At 30.3% G+C, this 24236-nt stretch carries 26 protein-coding genes; 19 read left to right on the top strand and 7 right to left on the bottom strand.

Features of this window, described 5'->3' with window-relative positions; genetic code table 11:
* The first annotated feature begins 45 nt into the window (after positions 1 to 45).
* Positions 46 to 1398, top strand: coding sequence for a polysaccharide deacetylase (locus tag LRR82_RS09550; protein ID WP_249029202.1), 1353 nt, complete (start codon positions 46 to 48; stop codon positions 1396 to 1398).
* A 7-nt stretch (positions 1399 to 1405) separates the two neighbouring features.
* Here LRR82_RS09550 and LRR82_RS09545 read toward each other — a convergent pair whose 3' ends face one another.
* Complete coding sequence (locus tag LRR82_RS09545) at positions 1406 to 2548, bottom strand: O-antigen ligase family protein (protein ID WP_249029201.1); 1143 nt, start codon at positions 2546 to 2548, stop codon at positions 1406 to 1408.
* A gap of 116 nt (positions 2549 to 2664) precedes the next feature.
* On the opposite strand from LRR82_RS09545, the gene LRR82_RS09540 reads away from it, so the two are divergent.
* Genes LRR82_RS09540 through LRR82_RS09530 form a run of 3 tightly spaced genes read left to right on the top strand, consistent with a single transcriptional unit; the run spans position 2665 to position 7034 of the window.
* Positions 2665 to 3597 (top strand): TRM11 family SAM-dependent methyltransferase, encoded by a 933-nt coding sequence (locus LRR82_RS09540; protein ID WP_249029200.1) that lies wholly within the window; start codon positions 2665 to 2667, stop codon positions 3595 to 3597.
* Positions 3598 to 3608: 11 nt separating this feature from the next.
* Positions 3609 to 5306, top strand: a complete 1698-nt coding sequence (locus LRR82_RS09535) for an ABC transporter ATP-binding protein (protein WP_249029199.1) — start codon at positions 3609 to 3611, stop codon at positions 5304 to 5306.
* Positions 5307 to 7034 carry an ABC transporter ATP-binding protein gene (locus tag LRR82_RS09530; RefSeq protein ID WP_249029198.1) on the top strand — a complete coding sequence of 576 codons (1728 nt, stop codon included), beginning with the start codon at positions 5307 to 5309 and terminating at the stop codon, positions 7032 to 7034.
* A gap of 32 nt (positions 7035 to 7066) precedes the next feature.
* Here the strand turns inward: LRR82_RS09530 and LRR82_RS09525 are convergent, their stop codons facing one another.
* The 4 genes from LRR82_RS09525 to LRR82_RS09510 form a co-directional block, all read right to left on the bottom strand.
* On the bottom strand, positions 7067 to 9517 hold the full coding sequence (locus LRR82_RS09525; protein ID WP_249029197.1) for a heavy metal translocating P-type ATPase: 2451 nt from the start codon (positions 9515 to 9517) through the stop codon (positions 7067 to 7069).
* 67 nt (positions 9518 to 9584) lie between these two features.
* On the bottom strand, positions 9585 to 10076 hold the full coding sequence (locus tag LRR82_RS09520) for a hypothetical protein (RefSeq protein ID WP_249029196.1): 492 nt from the start codon (positions 10074 to 10076) through the stop codon (positions 9585 to 9587).
* Between the two features lie 72 nt (positions 10077 to 10148).
* Positions 10149 to 10982 carry a M15 family metallopeptidase gene (locus tag LRR82_RS09515; RefSeq protein ID WP_249029195.1) on the bottom strand — a complete coding sequence of 278 codons (834 nt, stop codon included), beginning with the start codon at positions 10980 to 10982 and terminating at the stop codon, positions 10149 to 10151.
* 7 nt (positions 10983 to 10989) lie between these two features.
* Entirely contained in the window at positions 10990 to 12171 is a 1182-nt protein-coding gene (locus LRR82_RS09510) for a CapA family protein (protein WP_249029194.1), read from the bottom strand.
* A 346-nt stretch (positions 12172 to 12517) separates the two neighbouring features.
* Between LRR82_RS09510 and LRR82_RS09505 the strand changes: the two genes are divergently transcribed.
* The 6 genes from LRR82_RS09505 (at position 12518) to LRR82_RS09480 (ending at position 17562) form a co-directional block, all read left to right on the top strand.
* Complete coding sequence (locus LRR82_RS09505) at positions 12518 to 13354, top strand: Cof-type HAD-IIB family hydrolase (protein ID WP_249029193.1); 837 nt, start codon at positions 12518 to 12520, stop codon at positions 13352 to 13354.
* The gene (locus tag LRR82_RS09500) at positions 13344 to 14177 is read left to right on the top strand and encodes a Cof-type HAD-IIB family hydrolase (RefSeq protein ID WP_249029192.1); all 834 of its coding nucleotides are present in this window, start codon (positions 13344 to 13346) and stop codon (positions 14175 to 14177) included. The genes LRR82_RS09505 and LRR82_RS09500 overlap by 11 nt, the downstream gene beginning before the upstream one ends.
* Positions 14164 to 14817, top strand: a complete 654-nt coding sequence (locus tag LRR82_RS09495; RefSeq protein ID WP_249029191.1) for a uracil-DNA glycosylase — start codon at positions 14164 to 14166, stop codon at positions 14815 to 14817. The genes LRR82_RS09500 and LRR82_RS09495 overlap by 14 nt, the downstream gene beginning before the upstream one ends.
* Before the next feature lie 162 nt (positions 14818 to 14979).
* Positions 14980 to 15228, top strand: a complete 249-nt coding sequence (locus LRR82_RS09490) for a PF20097 family protein (protein WP_249029190.1) — start codon at positions 14980 to 14982, stop codon at positions 15226 to 15228.
* 443 nt (positions 15229 to 15671) lie between these two features.
* Positions 15672 to 16634 carry a Fic family protein gene (locus LRR82_RS09485; RefSeq protein WP_249029189.1) on the top strand — a complete coding sequence of 321 codons (963 nt, stop codon included), beginning with the start codon at positions 15672 to 15674 and terminating at the stop codon, positions 16632 to 16634.
* A gap of 307 nt (positions 16635 to 16941) precedes the next feature.
* Entirely contained in the window at positions 16942 to 17562 is a 621-nt protein-coding gene (locus tag LRR82_RS09480) for a helix-turn-helix domain-containing protein (protein WP_249029188.1), read from the top strand.
* A 109-nt stretch (positions 17563 to 17671) separates the two neighbouring features.
* Here LRR82_RS09480 and LRR82_RS09475 read toward each other — a convergent pair whose 3' ends face one another.
* The gene (locus LRR82_RS09475) at positions 17672 to 17986 is read right to left on the bottom strand and encodes a spore coat protein GerQ (protein WP_249029187.1); all 315 of its coding nucleotides are present in this window, start codon (positions 17984 to 17986) and stop codon (positions 17672 to 17674) included.
* Between the two features lie 12 nt (positions 17987 to 17998).
* Complete coding sequence (locus tag LRR82_RS09470; RefSeq protein ID WP_249029186.1) at positions 17999 to 18421, bottom strand: cell wall hydrolase; 423 nt, start codon at positions 18419 to 18421, stop codon at positions 17999 to 18001.
* 135 nt (positions 18422 to 18556) lie between these two features.
* Between LRR82_RS09470 and LRR82_RS09465 the strand changes: the two genes are divergently transcribed.
* The 9 genes from LRR82_RS09465 to nusG all read left to right on the top strand — a co-directional run bounded on the left by LRR82_RS09465 (position 18557) and on the right by nusG (position 24200).
* Positions 18557 to 19093: a hypothetical protein gene (locus tag LRR82_RS09465; RefSeq protein WP_249029185.1), complete on the top strand. Its 537-nt coding sequence runs from the start codon at positions 18557 to 18559 to the stop codon at positions 19091 to 19093.
* Positions 19094 to 19318: 225 nt separating this feature from the next.
* On the top strand, positions 19319 to 20119 hold the full coding sequence (locus LRR82_RS09460; RefSeq protein ID WP_249029184.1) for a DUF1294 domain-containing protein: 801 nt from the start codon (positions 19319 to 19321) through the stop codon (positions 20117 to 20119).
* 17 nt (positions 20120 to 20136) lie between these two features.
* Positions 20137 to 21474 carry a cysteine--tRNA ligase gene (gene cysS, locus LRR82_RS09455; protein WP_249029183.1) on the top strand — a complete coding sequence of 446 codons (1338 nt, stop codon included), beginning with the start codon at positions 20137 to 20139 and terminating at the stop codon, positions 21472 to 21474.
* Entirely contained in the window at positions 21474 to 21863 is a 390-nt protein-coding gene (locus LRR82_RS09450; RefSeq protein WP_249029182.1) for a Mini-ribonuclease 3, read from the top strand. Before cysS ends, LRR82_RS09450 begins: the two co-directional genes overlap by 1 nt.
* Positions 21864 to 21908: 45 nt before the next feature.
* On the top strand, positions 21909 to 22631 hold the full coding sequence (gene rlmB, locus LRR82_RS09445; RefSeq protein ID WP_249029181.1) for a 23S rRNA (guanosine(2251)-2'-O)-methyltransferase RlmB: 723 nt from the start codon (positions 21909 to 21911) through the stop codon (positions 22629 to 22631).
* A 15-nt stretch (positions 22632 to 22646) separates the two neighbouring features.
* Entirely contained in the window at positions 22647 to 23249 is a 603-nt protein-coding gene (locus LRR82_RS09440) for a hypothetical protein (RefSeq protein ID WP_249029180.1), read from the top strand.
* Positions 23250 to 23300: 51 nt separating this feature from the next.
* Entirely contained in the window at positions 23301 to 23450 is a 150-nt protein-coding gene (rpmG, locus tag LRR82_RS09435; RefSeq protein WP_249029179.1) for a 50S ribosomal protein L33, read from the top strand.
* Positions 23451 to 23458: 8 nt separating this feature from the next.
* On the top strand, positions 23459 to 23647 hold the full coding sequence (secE, locus tag LRR82_RS09430) for a preprotein translocase subunit SecE (RefSeq protein WP_249029178.1): 189 nt from the start codon (positions 23459 to 23461) through the stop codon (positions 23645 to 23647).
* Position 23648: 1 nt separating this feature from the next.
* Positions 23649 to 24200, top strand: coding sequence for a transcription termination/antitermination protein NusG (gene nusG / locus LRR82_RS09425; protein ID WP_249029177.1), 552 nt, complete (start codon positions 23649 to 23651; stop codon positions 24198 to 24200).
* The last annotated feature ends 36 nt before the right edge of the window (positions 24201 to 24236 follow it).

The following is a 24236-nucleotide window of genomic DNA, read 5'->3' as shown; positions in this document are numbered from 1 at the left end:
TACATTATTTTCAAAATAACAGACATACTAGAATAGAGGTGTGCTATGAAGAAGATATATGCAAGTATAGTGATGTGTATTATTTTTTCAGGATTATTAGGATTTTATCAAAAAGATAACATTACTTTTCATGAAAAAGAAATAGAGATTCAAATAAATGAAGAATATGATTTTATAAAAAACATCAAGAGTGTAACGAATAACATAACTATTTCTATCAACAAAAAACAACTAGATATAACTAGTTTGGGTAGTTATGAAGTAGTATATACGGTAGAAGAAAAAGAGTATCCTATTGTAGTCCATGTTGTAGATAAAGTACCACCACAAGTACAAACTAAATCAGATGTCTTTTTATTAGATAGTGAACTATCTCCCAATCAACTAATAGAATCAGTAGAAGATGATTCTTTTACAACCGTAGCTTTTCTAGAAGATTATCAATTAGATACACTAGGATACCATACCATTATGTTAATTGTAGAAGATGAATATGGGAATCAAACAGAATGTAGTGTACAAATAGAAGTAGTAGAAGACAAAATAGCACCAATCATAGAATCAGTAGATCCTATCCAAAGTTTAGTCTATGAAGAAATAGATTATATGCAAGGAATCTATGTCACAGATGATTATGATAATAATCCTATTATTGAAATAGATACAAGCCAAGTAGATATAAATCATACTGGTAGTTATGAAATTGAATATATTGCTAAAGATAACCAAGGAAATACAACCGTATTAACAAGAGAAGTAATAATAACAAGTGATAAAACTATTTACTTAACCTTTGATGATGGACCTTCTAGTAATACAATAGATATATTAGAAATATTAGAAGAATATGATATCCAAGCAACCTTTTTTGTAGCAGGACAAAATAGTAATTATTTTTATTTAATAGAAGAAGCTTATTTAGCAGGTCATTCAATAGGAGTACATACCTATAGCCATAGTTATCGTACTATTTATGAAAGTGTAGATGCTTTTTTTGAAGATATAAATAAAATGAATGAAATTGTTTATGAATACACAGGTAGCTATTCGACTATTTTACGTTTCCCAGGAGGATCTTCTAATACGGTTTCTAAAAATTATAGTGAAGATATTATGAGTATATTAACCCAAGAAGTGGAAGAAAAGGGATTTACTTATTTTGATTGGAATGTATCTAGTGATGATGCGAATGCATCAACACTAGATGTTGAGCAAATTATCGAAGCTTCGACTAAAAGTAGTGCAAAGAATATTAACTTATTAATGCATGATAGCACTAGCAAAACAACAACAGTCGAGGCATTACCTACAATTATAGAATATTACTTAGAACAAGGATATTATTTTGATACGTTAGATAGTGATAGTTATACAGTTCATCACAATGTCCAAAATTAAAAGAAGGCTATTCGCCTTCTAAAATTGGATAAGATAATATTAACATTAATAAGATAAGCCCTGAGTGTAAGAAGAATACAGAATAATCAGTAACCCCATGGATAATGGTTGTAATTGCACCAGCTAATACAAGAGCAATCACAGTACGATGTGTTTGATAAAATAACATTACTTTTCTAAAAAGAAAAATAAAATAAGTTAATAAAGGAATACAACCAATAATACCATAAGATAATAAAGGCTCTAAATATAAACTATGAGCATGTTCCGTAGCATGACCACCATAAATCTCATATATCCTCATATAAGTAAAAGGTCCTTGTCCAAAGAATGGATGATCCATAATACCCTTCATTGCAGTAACCCATATTAATTCACGAACACCATAATTACTCTCTAAATTATTAATTCTAGGTATTTGTTCAGGATTAAATAAGAAATAAATACCTACACATAAACAAGTAAGACATAAATATATATTTTCTCTATGATTTTTATTTAAGAAAAAGAAAACAATTAAAGCTATCGGTAGAGAAATCCAAGCACTTCTACAAGCACAAAGAATCAAAAAAACTAAATTCCATAAAAAACTAAACATATAGAAACACTTCATCTTGACACTCTTAGTAGTAACAAACTTATAAGCAATCATTAACATAATAATCTCTAAACAACTAGCATAATAATTAGCGTTATAAACAGAACCAAAAACACGATCCTCTGGCTTAGCAAATACTTGAAATACAAACCCACTAATATCATGATTACTTAATATCTCTGCATATTGGAATATACTAACAATCCCCCAAATAAAAGAAACACCAATTAATATACAAATACCAACTTCAAATAACTTACGATCAATATTTTGTTGGTAAAAAAAAGCTAAAGAAAAAATTAAAAAGAAAGCAAAACATCCAACTAACCCATATAAATTACGGTAATAACAAGAGGTTGCAATAATAATAACTAAGAAAATATAGAAAAATAAATTATAACTATGTAACAATTTTGAATATTGTTTGGTAAATAAAACATATAATAAAATACCTACTTGGATAGGAACTAATAAATAGTATGGTAAGCATAATGATGCAAACATAAGTAGGATTATTTTTTGATTTAAAGATAATGTTTTTAAATAGGCCATATGTACCTCCTGTTAGTACTATACAATAAGTGATATATTAAGGCAAGTTATTTTGATATAGGTTCCTTTTTTTAAGAGAACATGGTAGAATGATAAGCAAAAAGAAGGAGGAAAATATGGAATACGTCTACACATTTAACTATCCTCCTGCTCAAAAGGACTTATGGATACTAGAAGGAAAATACTTATTTTGTCAAACATTAAAAAGTAAGGTCCTTTTAACAAAAAACAATATTCCTTGTGATACATCTATCTTTATTAAAGCAAAGATAGATGTATACCATAAGGACAGTGATTTTGATGTTTTATTAGAAAAAATAAAACAAATAAAATATCAGTATAGCTCATATAAAGTAATATACTTAAAGAATGAACAGAATCATGAAGATTATCAAGAAACACTAACTTGGTGTAACCAAGTTAGTAAATGCATAGAAGGTAAAAACTTAATGCGGGAACAAGATCATACACTAGCTATTACAAAGCTAGGAGATGAATGGATATTTGGGTATTATTATCATGGGGTTCCAAGTTGGCAAAAATATTTTAAAAAGCCATATACTTTTTCTAATGCCTTAGATTTACGTTTGGCTAGAACAGTAGTAAATATAGCTGGTAGAAATGATATGCATATTTCTTTAGTAGACCCTTGTTGTGGGATGGGATCCGTTGTTTTAGAAGCTTTGTCATTAGGGTATGAGATGAAGGGATATGATATTTCTAAAGAGATATCTTTTAAGGCAAGAAAGAATTTAATTTATTTTGGATATGATCCGGAGATTGTACAAAGAAGTGCAATAGAACAAATTGATGTAAAGTATGATTGTGCGATTATTGATATACCGTATAATTTATATACACCTATTACTCATGAAGAACAATGTTCTATTTTAAGGAGTGCTAGAAAAATAGCGGATAAGTTAATATTGATTAGTTATGATTATATGGATAAAGAGTTATTAGATGTTGGTTTTGAAATAGAATCGTATTGTGTTGTAAAGAAAACGGAGTTTGTTTCTTTTGAAAGAAAAATATATGTTTGTGTTTAAGGAGGGATTGTATGTATTTATGGAAATATATAAAACCATATAAAATACCTGCTAGTGTTGGTTTTGTTTTTAAAATAACAGAAGCAGCTTTAGAATTAATGATACCTATTATTATGGCTAAAATCATTGATGAAGGTATATATCAACAAGATATGGAAGCAGTATATTATTATGGAGGAATGTTAGTATTGTTTGCTGTATTAGGGTACTGTTGTGCCATGGTGTGTCAATACAATGCTTCGATTACTTCACAAAGTGTAGGAACAGCAATACGTAAGGATTTGTATCAACATATTCATACGTTAGATTGGAGTTCTTTAGATGAACTAGGTTCTCCTACATTGGTTGCAAGACTAACAAATGATATTATTCAAATTCAATTAGCGATTGCGATGACAATACGGTTAACTTCTAGAGCACCATTTTTAATTATAGGTTCTCTTGTTTGTGCTTATATTATTAGTGGTGAATTAACAATGATTTTTATAATAGGAGGAATAGGATTAGCGTTAGTTATGTTTCTTATTTCCTTTTGTTCTATTAAATACTATAGTCAATTACAAATAATCTTTGATCGTATTACGTTATCAGTAAGGGAAACTTTAGCAGGAATCCGTGTTATCCGTGCTTTTTCTATGCAAACAAAAGAAACTACTAAGTTCAAAGAAGCAACAGATAAACAATATTCTTTACAAATAATAGTAGGTAATTTACAAGCTTATATGAATCCTTTTACTTTTTTAATTGTGAATGTTTGTATTATACTTATTATTTATCAAGGAGGTACCTATATAAAAATAGGAACATTATCTCAAGGAGATATTGTTGCTTTAGTGAATTATATGACTCAAATATTATTAGCGTTAGTCGTCTTAACAAATGTAATAGGCATTTATCATCGTGCTTATGCAGGATATAATCGTATTAAAGAAGTATTAGCAACAACTTCTAAGATTCAAGATTCTGGAACAAAAGAATGGCAAGATAATCAAAGTGTTGTTCGTTTTGATCATGTTAGTTTTGCTTATCATAAAAAAGAAGTATTAGAAGATGTTAGTTTTGAAGTAAAACAAGGGGAAACGATAGGTATTATTGGTGGTACGGGATCTGGTAAAACAACCATAGCTAACCTAATAGGACGTTATTATGAAAATCAAATAGGTACTATTTATATCGATGGAAAAGAGATTAGTACATTAACAATAGCTTCATTACGTAAAAACATTGGTTATGTTATGCAAAATGCAAGACTCTTTACAGGTACAATTGCACATAACTTAAAGATTGCAAATCCTCAAGCAACATTTCAAGAAATGGAACAAGCAATAGAGCAAGCTCAAGGAAAAGAATTATTAAATAAAGATGGTTTAGATAAACAAATAGAAGAAGCTGGTAAGAACTTATCTGGTGGTCAAAAACAACGATTAACAATTGCGCAAGCAATTATTAAAAAACCAAAACTATTTATCTTTGATGATAGTGCTAGTGCCCTAGATGCAATTACAGATCGTAATCTAAGAATAGCTCTACAAAAAAAACAAACAACAACCATTATTATCTCCCAACGAATCAGTTCCTTACAACATGCTAGTAGAATACTAGTATTATCACATGGACAAGTAGTAGGCTATGATAGTCATGAACAATTATTAAAAACATGTTCTATTTATCAAGAAATTTATGCTACCCAAAGTAAGGGGGACGAATAAATGAAAAAACAAACAATCTTACGCCTATTAAAATATACAAGTCCTTATCATTATTTAGTAGTTCTATTATTTGTATTTGCTTTTCTTTCTTCTTTAGCCTCATTATTAGTACCAATCTTAATAGGTAATAGTATTGATGTTTTAATAACATCAACTGCTATTGATTATGATTTGTTAGTTCAAAAACTAATGATTTTATTAAGTGTTGTTTTAATAGGAAGTATAGCTCAATGGATATTAGCAAGAGTAACAAATAAATTAACATATCAAATAACAAGAGATATGCGTAATCAAAGTTATCAAAAACTTCATCTATTACCATTAAAATATATTGATCAAAATATGCATGGTACTATTGCTAGTAAGGTAACAAATGATATTGAAGTAGTATCACAAGGTTTATTACAAAGTTTTACTAGTTTATTTACAGGGATAATGACAATTGTTGGAACTATTATTATCTTATGTTATATTCAATTTTCTATTGCTTGTATTGTTATTGTATTAACACCTTTATCTTTATTTGTAGCTGGTTTTATTGTAAAAAGAACTCATCGTTATTTCCAAACACAACTTGCTATTAGAGGGAAAATGACAGGGTATGTTAATGAAATGATTACGAATTTAGATACTATTCAAATGTTAGGATATGAAAAGATAGATCAAGAAGTATATGAAGAATTAAATCAAGAAATGCATCAAAGTGGGGTAATATCCCAATTCTATGGAGCAGTTATTAACCCAACAACACGTTTTATGAATAGTTTTGTTTATAATGCAGTAGGTGTATTTGGAGCTTTAGCAGTTATTCGTGGAACGTTCAGTGTTGGAATGTTATCTAGTTTCTTAACATACGCTAATCAATATACAAAGCCATTTAATGAAATATCATCAGTTATGAGTGAAATGCAATTAGCGTTAACTGCTTTTGAAAGAGTATATGAGTTAATAGAAGAAATAGAAGAAGTAGAGAAAAAAGACTTAGTTTCTAAACAACAAAATGGAAAGGTAAGATTGGATAAAGTATCTTTTTCTTATCAAGAGGATGTTGCTTTTATAGAAGATATGTCAATAGATGTCCAAGCTGGACAATCTATTGCCATTGTAGGGAAAACAGGATGTGGAAAAACAACATTAATTAATTTATTAATGGATTTCTATGAATTAAATGGAGGATCTATTTATCTTCATGATATAAACATAAAAGATCTTTCTCGTGATACGATTCGTCAATGTTTTGGAATGGTATTACAAGATTCTTGGATTTTTAAAGGTACTGTAAAAGAAAATATAGCTTATGGTAAACAAAATGCAACGGAAAAAGAAATTATTGATGCTGCTAATAAAGCAAGAGTACATAAGTTTATTATGTCTTTACCAGATGGTTATGATACGATGTTAGAAGAAGATGGTGGGAATCTTTCCAAAGGACAAAAGCAATTATTATGTATTGCTAGAGTAATGCTTGTAAATCCACCAATGTTGATACTAGATGAAGCAACTAGTTCAATTGATACAAGAACAGAAATACAAATACAACAAGCAATTGATACAATGATGAAAGGTAAAACAAGTTTTATTGTAGCACATCGTTTATCAACAATTAAGAATGCTGATAGTATTTTAGTTATGGATCAAGGTAAGATCATTGAACAAGGTAATCATCATGTATTATTACAACAAAATGGGTATTATGCCAAACTATATCAAAGTCAATTTAGTAAATAAAATCCTCTTAGCAAAAGCTAAGAGGATTCTTTTTATTGAATAGAAATTACTTTATAACCGGCATCTTCTACAACACTTTTTAATAGTGTGTCATCAATATCTTGTTCAAGAGTAAGATATGCTTTTTTATCTTCTAAGCTAACTGTAGCTTGGACACCAACAAGTCCGTTTAATGCTTTATCAACACGACCTGTACAGTGAGAACACATCATTCCTTCTATTACCATTTCTTTTTTCATCACAACAACCTCTCCCTTCTTGTTTGTTTGAAAGAAACGTAGTCTTAATGCATTACTTACTACAAAGATAGAACTACAACTCATTGCAGCAGCACCAAACATTGGGTTTAGTTTCCATCCAAAGCTTAGATAGAAACAACCTGCAGCTAGAGGAATTCCTAATGTATTATAGAAGAATGCCCAAAACAAGTTTTCTTTTATATTTTTAATAACTGCTTTACTTAGCTTAATAGCAGTAACACAGTCTAATAAATCACTTTTCATTAATACGATATCAGCAGAATCAATAGCAATATCACTACCAGCACCAATTGCAATACCGACATCACTACTAACTAATGCAGGAGCATCATTAATACCATCTCCTACCATAGCAACAATCTTTCCTTCTTTTTGCAATGAACGAATATGACTTTCTTTATCTTGAGGAAGTACTTGTGCAATTACTTTATCAATATTTAGTTTTTTCTGTATAGAAGTAGCAGTTTGTAAGTTATCTCCTGTTAACATGACTATTTCTAATCCCATTGCTTCTAGTTTTTCAATCGCTTCTTTACTAGTTTCTTTAATAGGATCACTAACAGCAATAATTCCAACTAATTCATTATTTATAGCCATATATAAAACAGTCTTTGCATCATTTGATAGAACCTCAGCTTTATCAACATAAGTATTCATTATATGATGTTCTTCTAATAAATGACTATTACCAATAATAATAGGTTGATCATGGATAGTACCAATAATACCTTGTCCTAGATAAACTTTAAAATCTTGTACTTGATAATAATGATCAGTATTCGGATAATATTCTAATATTGCACTTGCTAGAGGATGTTCAGAAAGTCTTTCAAGACTTGCCATTATTCTTAAGAATTCTTCTTGTTCTATTTTAGTATCCACATCCGTTACTTGAGGTTTCCCTTTGGTAATAGTTCCAGTTTTATCAAATACAATCGTTGTTACTTGATGAGCTATTTCTAAACTTTGAGCAGACTTAATTAAAATACCATTTTTAGCACCAACCCCAGTACCAACCATAATAGCAGTAGGAGTAGCTAAACCTAAAGCACAAGGACAAGAAATAACTAAAACACAAATAGCAAAAGAAATAGCTGTTTCTAAAGGATATCCAAGGGATAACCAAGTAATAAAACTAAGGATAGAAATAGTAATAACAACAGGTACAAAGACAGCAGCTATTTTATCAGCAAGTTTAGAAATGGGAGCTTTAGAAGCTGCAGCTTGTTCTACTAATTCAATAATCTTTGAAATAGTTGTATCATTACCAACCTTAGTAGCACAACAATGAATAAAACCTGTTTTATTCATTGAACCACTCATAACATTATCACCAGTTTGTTTAAAAACAGGCATACTTTCACCAGTTAAAGCAGATTCATCTACAGTACAACTTCCTTCGACTACATTGCCATCTACAGGAATACTTTGACCTGAACGAATGATAAAAATATCATTGATTTGTAAGGATTCAACAGGGATTTGTACTTCTTTACCATCTTTTAAAATAGTAGCAGTAGGTGGTACAAGATTTAATAGTTTACTAATAGCGTCTGTTGTTTTTTGTTTTGAACGACTTTCCAGATATTTACCAGTTGTAATTAAAGCAAGAATGGTTGCAGAAGATTCAAAATACAAGTCCATATGATAACTAGTAACAAGATCATAATTTAATGTACCTAATCCATAACCAATACGATATATTGCAAAGACACCATAAATAAAGGCGGCACTAGATCCAATAGCAATTAAAGAATCCATATTAGGCATAAGATGGAATAAAGCCTTAAAACCATTCTTAAATATCTTTCTATTTACATATAAAATAGGTAACGCTAATAACATTTGAGTTAATGCAAAAGATACTGCATTTTGGGTACCTTCTAAAAAGCTAGGTAAAGGAGCTCCCAACATATGTCCCATTGAAACATACATCAAAGGAATTAAAAAAAGATAAGATAGAATTAATCTTTGTTTCATTGTATCTTTTGTTTTTATTTCTGTTTTCTTTACTGCACCATAATCTGCTTGATAACCAGCTTTTTGAACTGCTTGACAAATAGCAGCTGCTTGTAAGATATCTTCATTATATTCTACATACATATTATTTTGTAATAAGTTTATTTGTACCTCTTGTACACCATCTAATGGTTTAATAGCTTTTTCAACATGGCTGACACAGGCAGCACATGTCATTCCTGTTACTTCAAATTTTGTTTTCATAATCCACCTCTTTTCATTGATTATAGCACAATTTTAAAAAAATAAAAGCAAGTAGATTATCTACTTGCTAGCGACATTTTTGTAATGAACGCTTTAATATATCACGGTTAATAAAGCGTAATGATGTGTGATAAGTACGTTGTCCGTATGTAAAATGTAATGTGTTATCTTTTTCATAAGTAACCCTTTTTACTTTACGATAATCTAATATAACCTTCCCTATCAACATTTGACGATTTCCTACATAAATAATTTGTTGTAACAAATAACAAGAACCAATAGAGAAAACAGTTAAAATATTTAAGAATAGTGCTGCAGTATTTGTATCTCCCTCTAACAAATAAGCAACAAAGAAATAAGCACTTACGAAAAGTAAAACTACTTGTATCGTAATCATTACCCCATAAAATATTTTCCCTTTTTTTGATAAAGCAAGAACTAATGTTTTATCTGATTTTTTTGATTTTCTAATAGCCCAAAATAGGGAAATAGTTACATAAGTAACCCAAGAGAATGCTAAAAATACAATAACAGGTAAAATAATAGAAAGTTGTTCCATAGATACGCTCCTTTTTTAATACGATAAAGACATTATAAACGACTTTGATAAAAATTCCTACTATAAATTTTATTATTGTCTTGCAACAAACTCATCATAAGTTAAACCAGACGCTACTACTTCTTTTGCTAAATCAACACCCAAATAACGAATATGCCAAGATTCATAAGTATATCCTGTTAAATCTTCACAACCTTCTGGATAACGAAGAATAAATCCATAATCCTCTAATAAATCATAAAAAGTATCATAATACTCACTTTCATGACAATAATTATAATCACAACCATCAATGCTCACATCAACAGCTAATCCAGTATGATGCTCACTCTGTGTTGCTTTCGATACAGTTTGATTCGTACGCTCTTCTCCATATATACTTACCATATTATCATAAATTTGTTGTTGCCAACTAATAGAACGATAAGCACTATAAGCATAGATTGTAAATCCTTCTTCTTGACAAGCTTCATTTAATGCTTGAAAAGCAAGAGCTGCTTCTTCACACATTTGTTGATCACGATAATCATCCACATATACTAGATCTTCAGGGACAAAGTCATCTGGAAAACAATATACTTTATTAACTAAGACATCGATTGCATAAGGATCTTCTACTAAGATTGCTTCACTTGTATAGAAAGGTTCATCGATTCCCATATTTACATGCGTTACAATATCTTCCAAACTATAATCACTATTTGCTTCTTGATAAGCAATATAATCATCTAATAACTCTTCATGATAATAAGATAATACTGCAAACTCATTAGCAGGTTCTTCTTCTATTTCTTCCTCTATTTCTGCTTCTTCCAGATTAGAGGATGTTAGGAAGTAATATCCTCCTGCTAAAATACCACTACAAATAAATAATACAAGTATAATTCGATCAAATCTAATTTTCATATTTTACCTACTCTCTTATTGATATATTTGACATTATTTCTGCTGTTTTTTCTTCAAAGTATTCTAATGCATCTGGATAATCACTTAATACATAATGTTCTTGACGTAATTCTTCACTATATTCACTTAATAAATAAACTGTTGGAGCTGCTGTTTCAAAACCATCTTCAAAATGATTCACTAAAGAAATCCATTCTACATTTTCAATCACTACATCATCATCCGTCTTTACAAAATCCAATGATAACATTCCTTCTAATTGAGTATCTAATGTCTCCATTGTACTAAGGAAATTCCCTAAACCATAAGCAACCAATGTTTCATTTCCATTGACACCTTCTACCCATTCTACAGATTGAATAATATGAGCATGATGACCCAACACCAAATCAACTTCTAAATCAGCTAATAATTGAGCATACTGTTCTTGCGTATCTGTAATATCATACACACTTTCAGTTCCCCAATGACATGAAACAATCACAACATCACTTACTTCTTTTGCCTTTGCAACATCTGCTGTTATTTTATCTTCATCAAACAAATAAACATTATAATCATTGGGAATAGTATATCCGTTTGTTCCATAAGTATAGCTTAAAACAGAAAAAGTAATTCCATTTCTTTCTATTGTTTTTATCGTATCTGCATCTTCTTGACTATCATAAACCCCAACATAAATAACTTCTTCAAATTGACGCCATAATTCACAAGTAAAATTAATTGCCGCAAGTCCCATGTCACACGTATGATTACTAGCCCCATTAATAATATCAAACCCTAAACTAACTAAATCTTGTGCCATTTGTTCAGGTGTATTAAAAGCAGGATAACCATAAATTCCAATATCATCACCACCAACAATTGTTTCTTGATTCACAAAAGACAAATCAGCTTCTTCTATATAACTAGCAACATTACTATAAGAAGGTAAAAAAGAATAACTTCCATCTCCGTACTCTCCTTCATTTATATCACCATATGCATTTACTCGATCATGACCAATATTATCTCCTACTGCTAAAAAAGAAACCGTATTATCTTCTTCTACTTCCACTATATCTTCTTCTATATCTTCTTGATCAGTATCATTACTGAACAGTTGAGATACTAAAAAGATGGTACTAACCACCAAACAAGAAAAACAACCTACAACAAGCAAGACTCTTTTATAATTTACTCTTTTCATACAATCTCCTTTATTTTGTTTAGATAGTATCTATTTATATTGATATAACCACTTAAATATCTTTTAGACAATGATATCATAGAAAGATAAAGAAGTCACGAAGGATGTAAAAAGAAGAAACATAGAGCTATTTTCATATTATGAAAATTTATTTTCTTCATATGAAAGTAATTTAGGTATCAAATATGTTATTATGTACTTGTCCCGAATATCTTAATTGTGTTTGTTTTCCCGTAATAAATACTGATATTCGAAAAGAAGCTTATCATTGTGCTTCTTTTTTTTTATGAAAAAATCAATATTATTATTACTCCTGTGCTAAAATAGACCTAAATGGAGGATTATTATGTATAAATTAATGTTATCAGATTTAGATGAAACACTTATAGTGAATCATCATGTACCAACAATGAACATAGAAGCAATAAAAAAAGCTAGAGAAAAAGGAATGAAGTTTGTACCTGCTACTGGGAGAGGGTATATGATGGTAACGGAAATCTTAGAAGAACTAGATGCTTTGAAAAAAGAGGGAGAGTATACGATTTGTTATAATGGGGGAATGATTATTGAAAATAAGAATGATCGTATTCTTTATTTTAAAGGAGTTACTTATGAGCTTGCAGAGAAGTTAACGGCTATGATTAAGAGCTATCCTAAAGCAGGATTGTTGTTGTTTTCAAGTGATCACTGTTATATGATTCATCCTATTGAATCAGAAGTAGAAAGAAAAACGACACAAAAGTGTCCTTTTACTATTTTAAAAGAAGAAGAATTACCAATCTTAAAAGATGTAAAATTGGTTAAGATATTATATGTATACCCTGATATGGACTGCTTAAAACAAATTGAGAAAGAGTGTCAAAAAGAAATAGCTACTTTTGATGTGAGTGTTAGTTATTCATCAAATAGATATTTAGAATTTAATGCTGCTGGTGTTGATAAAGGAGCAGCACTTCGCTTTTTAGCTAATTATTTAGGAATAGAAGTAGAAGAAACGATTGCTATTGGAGATAACTATAATGATTTAGAAATGATTAAAGCAGCTGGCTTAGGGGTGGCTGTAAGTAATGCGAATCAAGATGTGAAAGATAATAGTGATTATGTTACGGTTCATGATTATTATGAAGGGGCTGTAAAGGAAACAATAGAGAAGTTTGTGTTAGGAGAAAATGATGGAATATAAATTGATTGCTTGTGATATGGATGAAACATTATTAAATAATGAACATCTTTGTCCTAGAGCAAATATAGAAGCTATTATGAAAGCAAGTAAAGAGTATGGTGTTAAATTTGTACCAGCTACAGGTAGAGGTTTTGCACAGATTAGTAAAGTATTGAAAGAATTAGGTTTAGATGATGTGGAAGATGAGTATGTTATTTCTTATAATGGAGCATCGCTATCAGAGAATAAAGGGAGTAAGGTTTTATCTTTTAATGGTTTGGATTATGATATTATGAAGGAATTAGCTGAGTTTGGATGGGGTAAGGATGTATGTGTTTTAATTGGTACTTTTGAAGGACCTTATGGTTATGATATGAAAGATAATGAACGTCAAAGACTCATAGGACAAGGACTTAAATTTGTAGAGAAAAAAGAAAAAGATGTATCTTTCTTAAAAGATACACCGATATGTAAAATTCTATTTCAAAGTGAAGATATCGAATATTTACATTCATTAGAAGCACAAATAGATAATCGATTAAAAGAAAAAGTAACAATTAGTTATTCATCTAATCGTTATATGGAAATAAATCGAAAAGGAGTACATAAAGGACAAGGTTTAAAAGAACTTGCAAAGTTATTAAATATACCAATGGAACAAACAATAGCAATTGGAGATAATTATAATGATCTTTCTATGTTAGAAGTAGCAGGTTTATCAATAGCTGCTAATAATGCAGTAGATGATGTAAAAGAAGTATGTGACTATGTCACGAAAGCAGATAATAATGAAGGTGTAGTAGCAGAAGCTATTAGAAAGTATATATTTCATGAAGACATTTAAAGAAGTATTGGAAGTAGAATCTAAAAAAGAATATTTTATAGAGTTACAAATCTTTTTAGATCAAGAATATCAAGAAAAAATAATTTATCCTCAAAGAGAAGATATTTATAACGCGATTCGTATTTGTGAATTAGAAGATGTAAAAGTATTAATTTTAGGACAAGATCCTTACCATGGTCCTAATCAAGCTCATGGTTTAGCGTTTAGTGTTCAAAAAGGAGTTAAAATTCCACCAAGTTTAGTTAATATATTTAAAGAGGTTCAAAGTGATATGGAACAAGAAGTAAATGATCATGGGGATTTGACTTATCTTGCAAGGCAAGGTGTTTGTTTGTTGAATACTGTATTTACAGTACCAGCTAGTACACCAAATGGGCATGCTAAAAAAGGATGGGAACAGTTTAGTGATGCTATTATTGATGCCTGTAATCAAAGAGAGAAACCAATGGTATTTATCTTATGGGGCAAAAATGCGATATCAAAAGCAAAATATATTGATCAAACAAAACATTGTGTTTTAACATCAGTACATCCTTCTCCACTATCTGCTTATCGAGGATTCTTTGGATCAAAACCTTTTAGTAAAGCAAATGAATTTTTAATACAACATCATCAAGAACCTATTCATTGGGGAAAATAAAAGAAAGCGAAAGGAGCTTAGGTTATACACGAGATTATTTATATTTTGCTTATATTAGAGATTGTATAAAATATGAGAATATAAATTTTTGAACTAGACATACTGTGTCGGGTTCGCTTTGTTATAATTGTCATAAAACTTAAATGGAGAAGGAGTAATTCTATGAAACGTAAAAATTGTCCTTTTTGTAACCAACTATTTTCAATTGGATACATTAAAGCAAGAGGTGAGGTAATAAGTTGGTCCACTAACAAGAAAAAGAAACAAACTTTTTCTAGTCGTTGGGCTGTAGAAGAAAATGATATTAAGTTAGGAATATTTAACTTTCTCAAATATGGAGCTAGAGTGAAATGTTATAGATGTGCTGAATGTAAGATAATCTTAATCGATGAGAATATGGTTACCGATTGAATCAATAATACATGACCAAGTAATGTTAATGATGATAAGTATATTAGTTCTTGTTGCATTTTAAAAAACAGAAGGAAATCAAACAATAAATATCATGATGATGTTGGGTAATTTTACCCCACATCATTTATATGTATGAGGGTATACTATTAAATTAGAACTAATGCTTATTAAGTTTACAATATAGTGATATACTTATGATAAAGTATTTTTGTATATGCTAATAAGTGATATTTAGTTCTAATCAAAAATTTATTTAAGCATGCATCTAACTTGAAGGAGTTGTTATTTTTAACTCTACTTCCTTATGCTATAGGTATCATACCTTGTTATTAATGCTAGATAGTGGTTTTTATCAAAATCAACAATTTTTTACAAAAAATGTTTTTATACTGCAAAAAGTAGTTTTGGAAATAATATAAAAAAAGAAAGGATGATATGAAATGATAGAAAAATATAAATCACCCTTTACTATAACAGAAGAAATTACAAATTTGGTAATAGAAATAGCCGAACAAACAGGAGTGCTTGTATCTAAACAACAGCTTTCTAAGAACCCAGTTCTTAGAAGAGAGAATAGAATACAGTCTATCCATTCCTCTTTATCAATTGAACAAAATTCATTAACTATTAATCAGGTAAGTGATATTATAGATGGAAAAAAAGTTTTGGGACCAGCTAAAGATATTAGAGAAGTACAAAACGCTTATGAAGCATATCATAGTTTAACAAAACTAGATCCCTATTCAGTTCACGACTTATTAAAGGCCCATGGATTAATGATGAATGATTTAGTTAGAGAAGCCGGAATGTTTCGTAGTGGAGGAGTAGGTGTATTTGATGGGAATCATTTAATCCATGCAGGAACACCACCACAGTATGTTCCACAATTGATGGATGATTTATTTGTTTGGATGAAAGAATCAACAATACATCCATTAATAAAGTCATGTATTTTTCATTATGAATTTGAATTTATACATCCATTTTCAGATGGGAATGGACGAGTGGGAAGATTGTGGCATACTCTTCTATTAGCAGATTGGAAGGAATTTTTTTTATGGTTACCGATTGAATCACTAATACATGACCAACAATCTGGCTATTATGAAGCAATAAATACGGCCAATACTCAAAGTGAATCAACAGAATTTGTTCGTTTTATGTTGGAAATTATAAAATCATCATTAAATGAATTAATTATCAATATAGAATATCAAGAAGAGTCACTCCATGATAAATTGTTAAATTTAATAAAAGAAAACAATAAGATATCTTCAATAGAAGCATCAAAAAAATTAAAGATTTCTCAAAGACAAGTTCAAAGAATATTGAAGGATTTAAAAGAAAAAGGGATTATCGAGAAAGTAGGAGCAAATAAATCAGGTGGATGGAAAGTAATGTGACACGCATGTCGTAATAAATGTCGTAATAAATGTCGTAATAAAATATTAATCTTAAGGTTTATAGCTCTTTCATTCTATGTCTGAAGTAGCTTTTATAGAGGTTATAGCAATTGCATTTTTAATTGTTACCCATCATTGAATGAGTAAGTCTAGTGTGATAAGATTTGCATATACAGGTTATTTATATTAGTTTGAGTGCTAAAAACATAGTTGCAACTGTAGGTTGACATATCTCAATGCATAAATGGTGGTTATGCAACCGATGGTTTTGCTATAATTGAGCCATAAAAGAAAGGAGTTGCTAACTATGAACATAGCAGACAGAATACAACATTTAAGAAAAGTAAAAGGCATTTCGCAAGAAGAACTTGCTGACAAGGTAGGCGTTTCAAGACAAGCTGTTTCAAAATGGGAAAGTGAACAAAGTATACCCGATATTGATAAGATTACAATACTAAGTGATTACTTTGAGGTTACAACAGATTATATAATAAAGGGTATCGAACCAAAGCCAGAGAATACAAAAGACAAATCAGATGCACGTATATTTACATTGGCAGGAACAGCATTTAATTTTATCGGATTAATTGTTGCCATAGTAGTTTGGGTAGAGGAACAATCGCCAGTTTCCGTAATGATTGGCTTAATATTGATGGCTATGGGTGTAATGATATTTTTTGTTGGACAATATATCGGTGAATATAAGGAAAAAGCAAAAAAGCAATTTTGGACTATAAATATTTGGTTATTGGTATTGATACCATACTCTTGTACATTTAACTTAATACAAAGTACAATTGGTAGATACTCTTTTATAATTCAACCAACTTTAGAGCTTGGAAATTCCGTTATTGTCTACGGATTGAGTTGGATTGCTTATGTTGTAATTTGTATGCTTTTGTATAAAATTTTATCCAAACAAGACTAATACTCGTTATGAGCATAATACGAAGTATACACGGCTCGTTATCTTTCATTGGGACAAATAAAAAAAGACAGAAGTCTTTTTTTATTTATGCGATATTTCCTAGGAAATATCAATAATTTAATGCTTCATCAAACTCTGCCCAAACATAATATAAAGAAGCTAATAAATATCTTCGATTGTTTTGGGGATCACGTATAACAAAATGATCAATACCAGCTTGTTCTAATACACCACGATATACTCGATCACGCCATTCTGTACTACCAGTATACGTAAAATAGAAAGTACCTAATTTACCAATGTTGTTTTTTAGGATGTTTTCTGTATACTCTTCTACCGGATTAACAACAGATTCTTCATTGCTAAGAGGATCTGTTTGTTCTTCACGAATTAAATAGGGATTTAAATCATCAAAATAACTCATATTTTTCTCTCCTTATATATTGCAATTTAGTGAATCTTTGGGATTATAAAAGCAATGTTGCCGATATTCCCCTGCCAAGACACCATAAAATTCAGGGGGACAAGTCACATTCTTACCAGGATTTTTAAACCATAAGGCACGATAAGCAGGATAAGTACGATAACCATTTATTAATCTTTTTGCTAGATCTAAGTCTATTTGTCGGACACCTGAATTAAAAAGAGCAGTTCCAACACCAGAAAAAGCATTCTTTTGATAAATGACATCTGTAATACTCATGGTACGTTTAAATACATCACAAGTAGCAACAACTCGATTCACTACAACATTCCCTGCTTGTAACATTCCTTCTTCCCCTTCTCCCAAAGCTTCTGCACGGATGATCCGTGCAAGTAATTCTACTTCTTTATTGGTATAAGAAATTCTTGGACTCATTTTTTCACCTCCCCCTACTATATGTGCTATTTTAAAATATATGTAAAAATACAGTTACTCTATTGAATTTCTGTAATAAGGTTGTAAAAAAAGCGAAATTGTGTCAAAATGGCTATATAGACAAGGAGAAAAGACATGAAAAGAATAAAATGGCTGCTTGCCTGTGCTTGTGTACTTCTGCTTGCGGGTTGTCAAGAAGAGAGTACGACAACGAATGTAGTAAAAGAAGGAACGCTATATGAAGTGGGAACGGAAGTAGATTTTTACTATCCATCTAGTTTCACACTAACAAATCAAGCGGATGATGCTGCTGCTATTGCGACTACATCGAATACGATTCAATTCCAAGATGATGATGAATTACTTATATATATGATTACATATGATGCAACAGAAAATACTTCTGATGAAAAAAAGGTCTTTTATGTTAGTGAATTAGAACAATATGGGGCAACTGGAGTTACAGTATCTCAACCTATATTGGAAAGTGGTATTACGGTATATGAAGTAACAGGATATTATAATGATATAGGAATGCGTTTTAAACATATTGTTTATTTTTCAGAAGATAAGACATATATTTATGCTTATCGTGCCGATACAGTAACGTATGAGTCAAGAATTGATTATATTACGACATTTTTAAAAACACTTACAATTGATAAAACATAGTTAAATTATAAATAAGAAGAGTAGGATATAGAAAACAATAGAGAGAGCTTGTTGGTGGAAATAGCTTGTGGAATATATTTGAAGTGCACTTATTTGAGTTTCTTGAAAAGAGAGAACGTGATTCTAGCGTTAATAGATAAATAGAAAGCAGTATACTATCTGGTGGAATAGCACAAAGTGTCTAGATAGGATAACATGCTTTTTTTAGTGGAAGAGGAGTTTTGTATGAAATATATTTTGTATTATTTAATAGGGATACAAGTGATTGCTTTGTTTTTATTTTTTATAGATAAACAAAAAGCAATAAGACATAAGTATCGAATACCAGAAAAAACATTGTTCTTGGTTGCGATTCTTGGAGGGAGTGTAGGAGCAATTGCAGGGATGCAATTATTTCGACATAAAACAAAGCATTTATCTTTTCGAATTGGATTACCAATGATTCTTATTATTCAAATACTCTTGGTAGTTGGATTATTAGTAGGAACTAATAAGATTGTGATATCTTCTACAAAGAATTATATAATGGAAGTAAGTGATGTTGATGAATCAATAGATTGTATTGTGGTGTTAGGGGCAAGTGTTTATAGTGATGGAACACCTTCATCGATGTTACAAGATCGTTTAGATACAGCAATAGAAATATATGAATCGAATCCTTCGATTCCTATTATAGTTAGTGGATACAGTAGTGATGAATATTATGATGAGGTTGCTTCTATGAAAAACTACTTGTTAAATCAAGGAGTAGATAGTTCTCTTATTGTAGAAGATTATTACGGTTTTTCTACCTATGATAGCATTTATCAGTTAAAAGATGAATATGAGAGTGTTGTTATTGTAACGCAAGTTTATCATTTATATCGAGCAATGTATATTGCCTTAGAATTAGATATAGATGCTTATGGAGTAGCTTGTCAAGATGTTGTATATGATGGACAAACAACAAGAGAAGTACGAGAAGTGTTAGCGAGATATAAAGATTATATCTACACAATGATTGATTATAACAGTTTATTTAAATAGAAATGGAGAGTAGAAAGATGAAACTATTTAATACATTGACAAATAAAAAAGAAGAATTTGTACCAATGAAAGAAAATGAAGTAAGTATTTATGTTTGTGGACCAACTGTATATAACTATGTACATATTGGCAATACAAGACCAATGATTGTTTTTGATGTATTACGTCGTATGTTTGAATATACAGGTTATGATGTAACTTTTGCATCTAATTTTACAGATGTAGATGATAAAATAATTCAAGCTGCTATGAAAGAAGGAATAAGTGAAAAAGAACTAACAGATAAATATATCAAGGCTTATGAAGATGTTCGTAGTCAATTAAATTTATTATTTCCAACATATGCACCAAGAGTAACAGAAACAATGGATCAAATTATTGCTTTTATTGAAGGTTTAGTAGAAGATGGATTTGCTTATTGTGTGGATGGAGATGTTTATTTTAGAGTTACTAAAATAAAAGAATATGGTCAATTGTCAGGGATTAAGGTAGAAGACTTAATGGCTGGGGCTAGTGATCGTGTGGAAGATAATGATAAAAAAGAAGCAAGTGTTGATTTTGCTTTATGGAAAAAAACAGAAGAAGGAATTCGTTTTGATAGTCCTTGGTCAAAAGGACGTCCTGGTTGGCATAGTGAATGTGTGGTTATGATTAATGATATATTTGAAGATGGAAAGATTGATATTCATGGAGGAGGGCAAGATTTAAAGTTCCCACATCATGAAAATGAGATTGCTCAATCAATGGCTTGCCATCATCATCCAATTGCACATACATGGATGCATAATCAAATGATTAATATTAATAATGAAAAAATGTCGAAATCAAAAGGAAATGTCCTTTGGGCAAAAGATTTAGTAGCAGATTTAGGATGTAATGTATATAAATGGTTAATGTTATCTTCTCATTACCGTAATCCTTTAAACTTTACAGATGAAGTATTAGAAACAGTAAAAAAAGAAGTAGAGAAAGTAGAAAATGTTTTAAAACAAGCAACAGTCTATTTACAAGTAGAAAATGTAACAAAACAATCATTTAAAAAAGAAACAGTAGATAGTATGGTAGCTTGTTTAGAAGATGACTTAAATACTTCATTAGCATTAACAGCTATTCTTGAACAAGTAAAAGTCTTAAATCAATTACTTCGTCAAAGAGAAAAAGATGGAATAGCGATTAGTGAAGCTTTTGAAACACTAATGAAAATGGTAGATGTTTTAGGGTTTATGTTTATTACGCCAATGTTAAGTGAAGAAGATAGTAAAACTTATCAAAATTGGAATGAAGCAAAAAAACAAAAGGACTTCGAATCTGCCGATCAATATCGTGCAGTATTAATAGAAAAAGGGATATTATAATGCGACCAGAGTTAACAAATGCCTTAGTATTGGCATATTTAGGGGATGCTTATTTAGAGCTATTAGTTAGAGATCATTTGATTCGTCATACCGATATTGCAAAACCAAACGATTATCAAAAAGCTGCAGTATTGTTAGTAAGTGCAAAGGGTCAAATGGAATTTATGAAGGTAGCATTAAAAGAGTCATGGTTTAGCAAAGAAGAGGAAGATATTTATAAACGTGGACGTAATACAAAAAGTGGAACGAAAAATGAAACAGTAGCACATAGTTATTCAACAGGTTTCGAAGCAATTATAGGGCATTATTATTTATTAGAAGAAATGGATCGTATTGATGAGATATTTCAACAGTATTTAGCTTTCTTTGAAAAAAACAAAGAACAGTAATGGGAGAAATGTAGGATATAAACGAGACGAAAAAAGGTGAAATTTATGGAACAATATATATATGGAAGAAATACAGTAATGGAAGCATTAAAGGGTGACAAAGGGATACATAAGGTATGCTTGTTACAAAAAGACAGTGGAATAATCGAGCTTGCTCGCAAGAAAAATATACCGGTAGAAATGGTTGATAAACAATTTTGTTTTCAAGCAGTTGGTAAGGTAGTTCATCAAGGGATTCTTGCGTGTATTGAAGAGTATAAGTATTTTGAGGTGGAAGAAATACTGAAGGATATTCCAGCCGGGAAACAACCAACATTATTAATATTAGATGGTTTACAAGACCCACATAATTTAGGTGCTATTTTAAGAAGTGCGGATGCAATAGGGGTAGATGGTGTTATTATCGGTAAGCATCGTAGCGTAAAATTAAATGGGACAGTTGCCAAAGTATCAACAGGAGCTATTGATCATGTAAAAGTAGCAAGTGTTACTAATTTAACAAAAACATTAGAATCGTTAAAAGAGAAAGGATACTGGGTAGTTGGTTGCGATTTAAGCGACAAAGCACAAGATTATCGTCAAGTAGATTATAATATGCCAGTAGCCTTAGTAATGGGTTCTGAAGGAGAAGGAATTTCAAGACTAGTGAGTAAGACATGTGATTTACATGTTATTATTCCAATGACTGGGCATGTTACATCATTAAATGTTTCAGTTGCTACTGCAGTACTTTTATATCAAGTACATCAATCTCGTCACCCTCTATAGCAGAGAGGAGGTAACATGGATTGTTACAATGAGGAGGAGCTATTGTATTTGTGTCGACAAGGATGTTTGGTTGCAGAAAAGATGTTATGTGATTGGACATATTGTTATGTCGAAAGAATTGTTTTATCATTACATATTTATATGAGAGATCATAATGAGTATTTAGATGTTTGTCAAAATAGTTGGGTATTATGTAATAAAGCAATGTATCAATATCGAGTGGATTTAAATTGTATGTTGAAGACTTATTTAGCAAAAGTAATAAAAAATCAAGTTTATAGTACAACTAGAAAACAGTATCTAGAAAAAGAACGATTTTATGATGGAGCGATTGCTTTAGATGAAATTAGTTTGTATGGTTATAGTAATGAGGCTATTGTAGAAGATCAAAAACAAACCTATCAACCTAGTGTACAATTAATTGTAAAAGAAGAAACTACCTACTATAATCAACAAATATTAGAACAATGTTCACCATTAGAACAACAAGTTATTGCCTGGAAATTAGAAGGGTATATGCAATGGGAAATTGCTAGATATTTGGATGTAGATGTAAAAGTGGTTTATAATGCAATGTATCGCCTACAAAAAAAGTTAGGTTATTGCAAATCTAATTGACTCTACTTCTAATTTGTGCTAGATTATAATAGCGAGAAAGAGTTGATAAAAATGAAACAAAAAATAATTTTAGTATGTAGCGAATGTTTATCTAGAAATTATTCTATGACAAAAAACAAACGTGTTAATGTTGAAAGATTAGAGTTAAAAAAGTATTGTAAAAAATGCGATAAACATACAGTACATAAGGAAACAAAGTAGGAGGTTCTATGAAATTTAAAGAGTGGTTTAGTATTAAAGCAATTAAAAGTGAAGCAAAACAAGTTAGCTGGTTATCAAAAAAAGAATTAGTTAAAAATTCTTTTACAGTTTTAGTATTCTGTTTTGTTATGGCATTATTCTTTTATGCAGGTGACGCAATCATTGCATTGATTTTAAAAGCATTGGGGACTAACTAATATGGCAGGAATGAATGATGAAGGAAGACAGTGGTATGTTGTTAATACATACTCTGGTCATGAAAACAAAGTAAAAGAAAACTTAGAGAAACGTGTGGAATCAATGGGATTACAAGATTTATTATTTCAAATCTTAATTCCTGAACATGTAGAAACTGAGATTAAAGATGGTAAAAAGATTAATAAAACAAAAAACATGTTCCCAGGATATGTTTTAGTTGAAATGATTATGACAGATGAAGCATGGTATGTAGTTCGTAATACTTCAGGAGTAACTGGATTTATTGGTTCTTCTGGTGGGGGAGCGAAACCATTCCCACTTCAAAAACATGAACTTGATCCAATTTTAAAGAAAATGGGATTAAAAACAGCAGTAGATTTAGACTTTACTGTTGGTGATGAAGTGAATATTATTCAAGGGCCTTTTGTAGGAAAATCTGGTCGTGTTGAATCAATTGACATGGAAAAAGAAATTGCAAAAGTATTAGTAGATTTCTTAGGTAACTTAACACCAATGGAAGTTGAATTAGTTCAACTAGAAAAAATGATATAAGAATGCTTAGCATTCTTTTTTTCAATTCACGTAAAG

Origin of the sequence: Tannockella kyphosi (genome assembly GCF_021054785.1) — a bacterium.
In the GTDB taxonomy this organism is placed as follows: Bacteria; Bacillota_I; Bacilli_A; order Erysipelotrichales; family Coprobacillaceae; genus Tannockella; species Tannockella kyphosi.
Note: the sequence above shows the minus strand (reverse complement) of the source record. Positions and strands in the feature narration are given on the sequence as shown.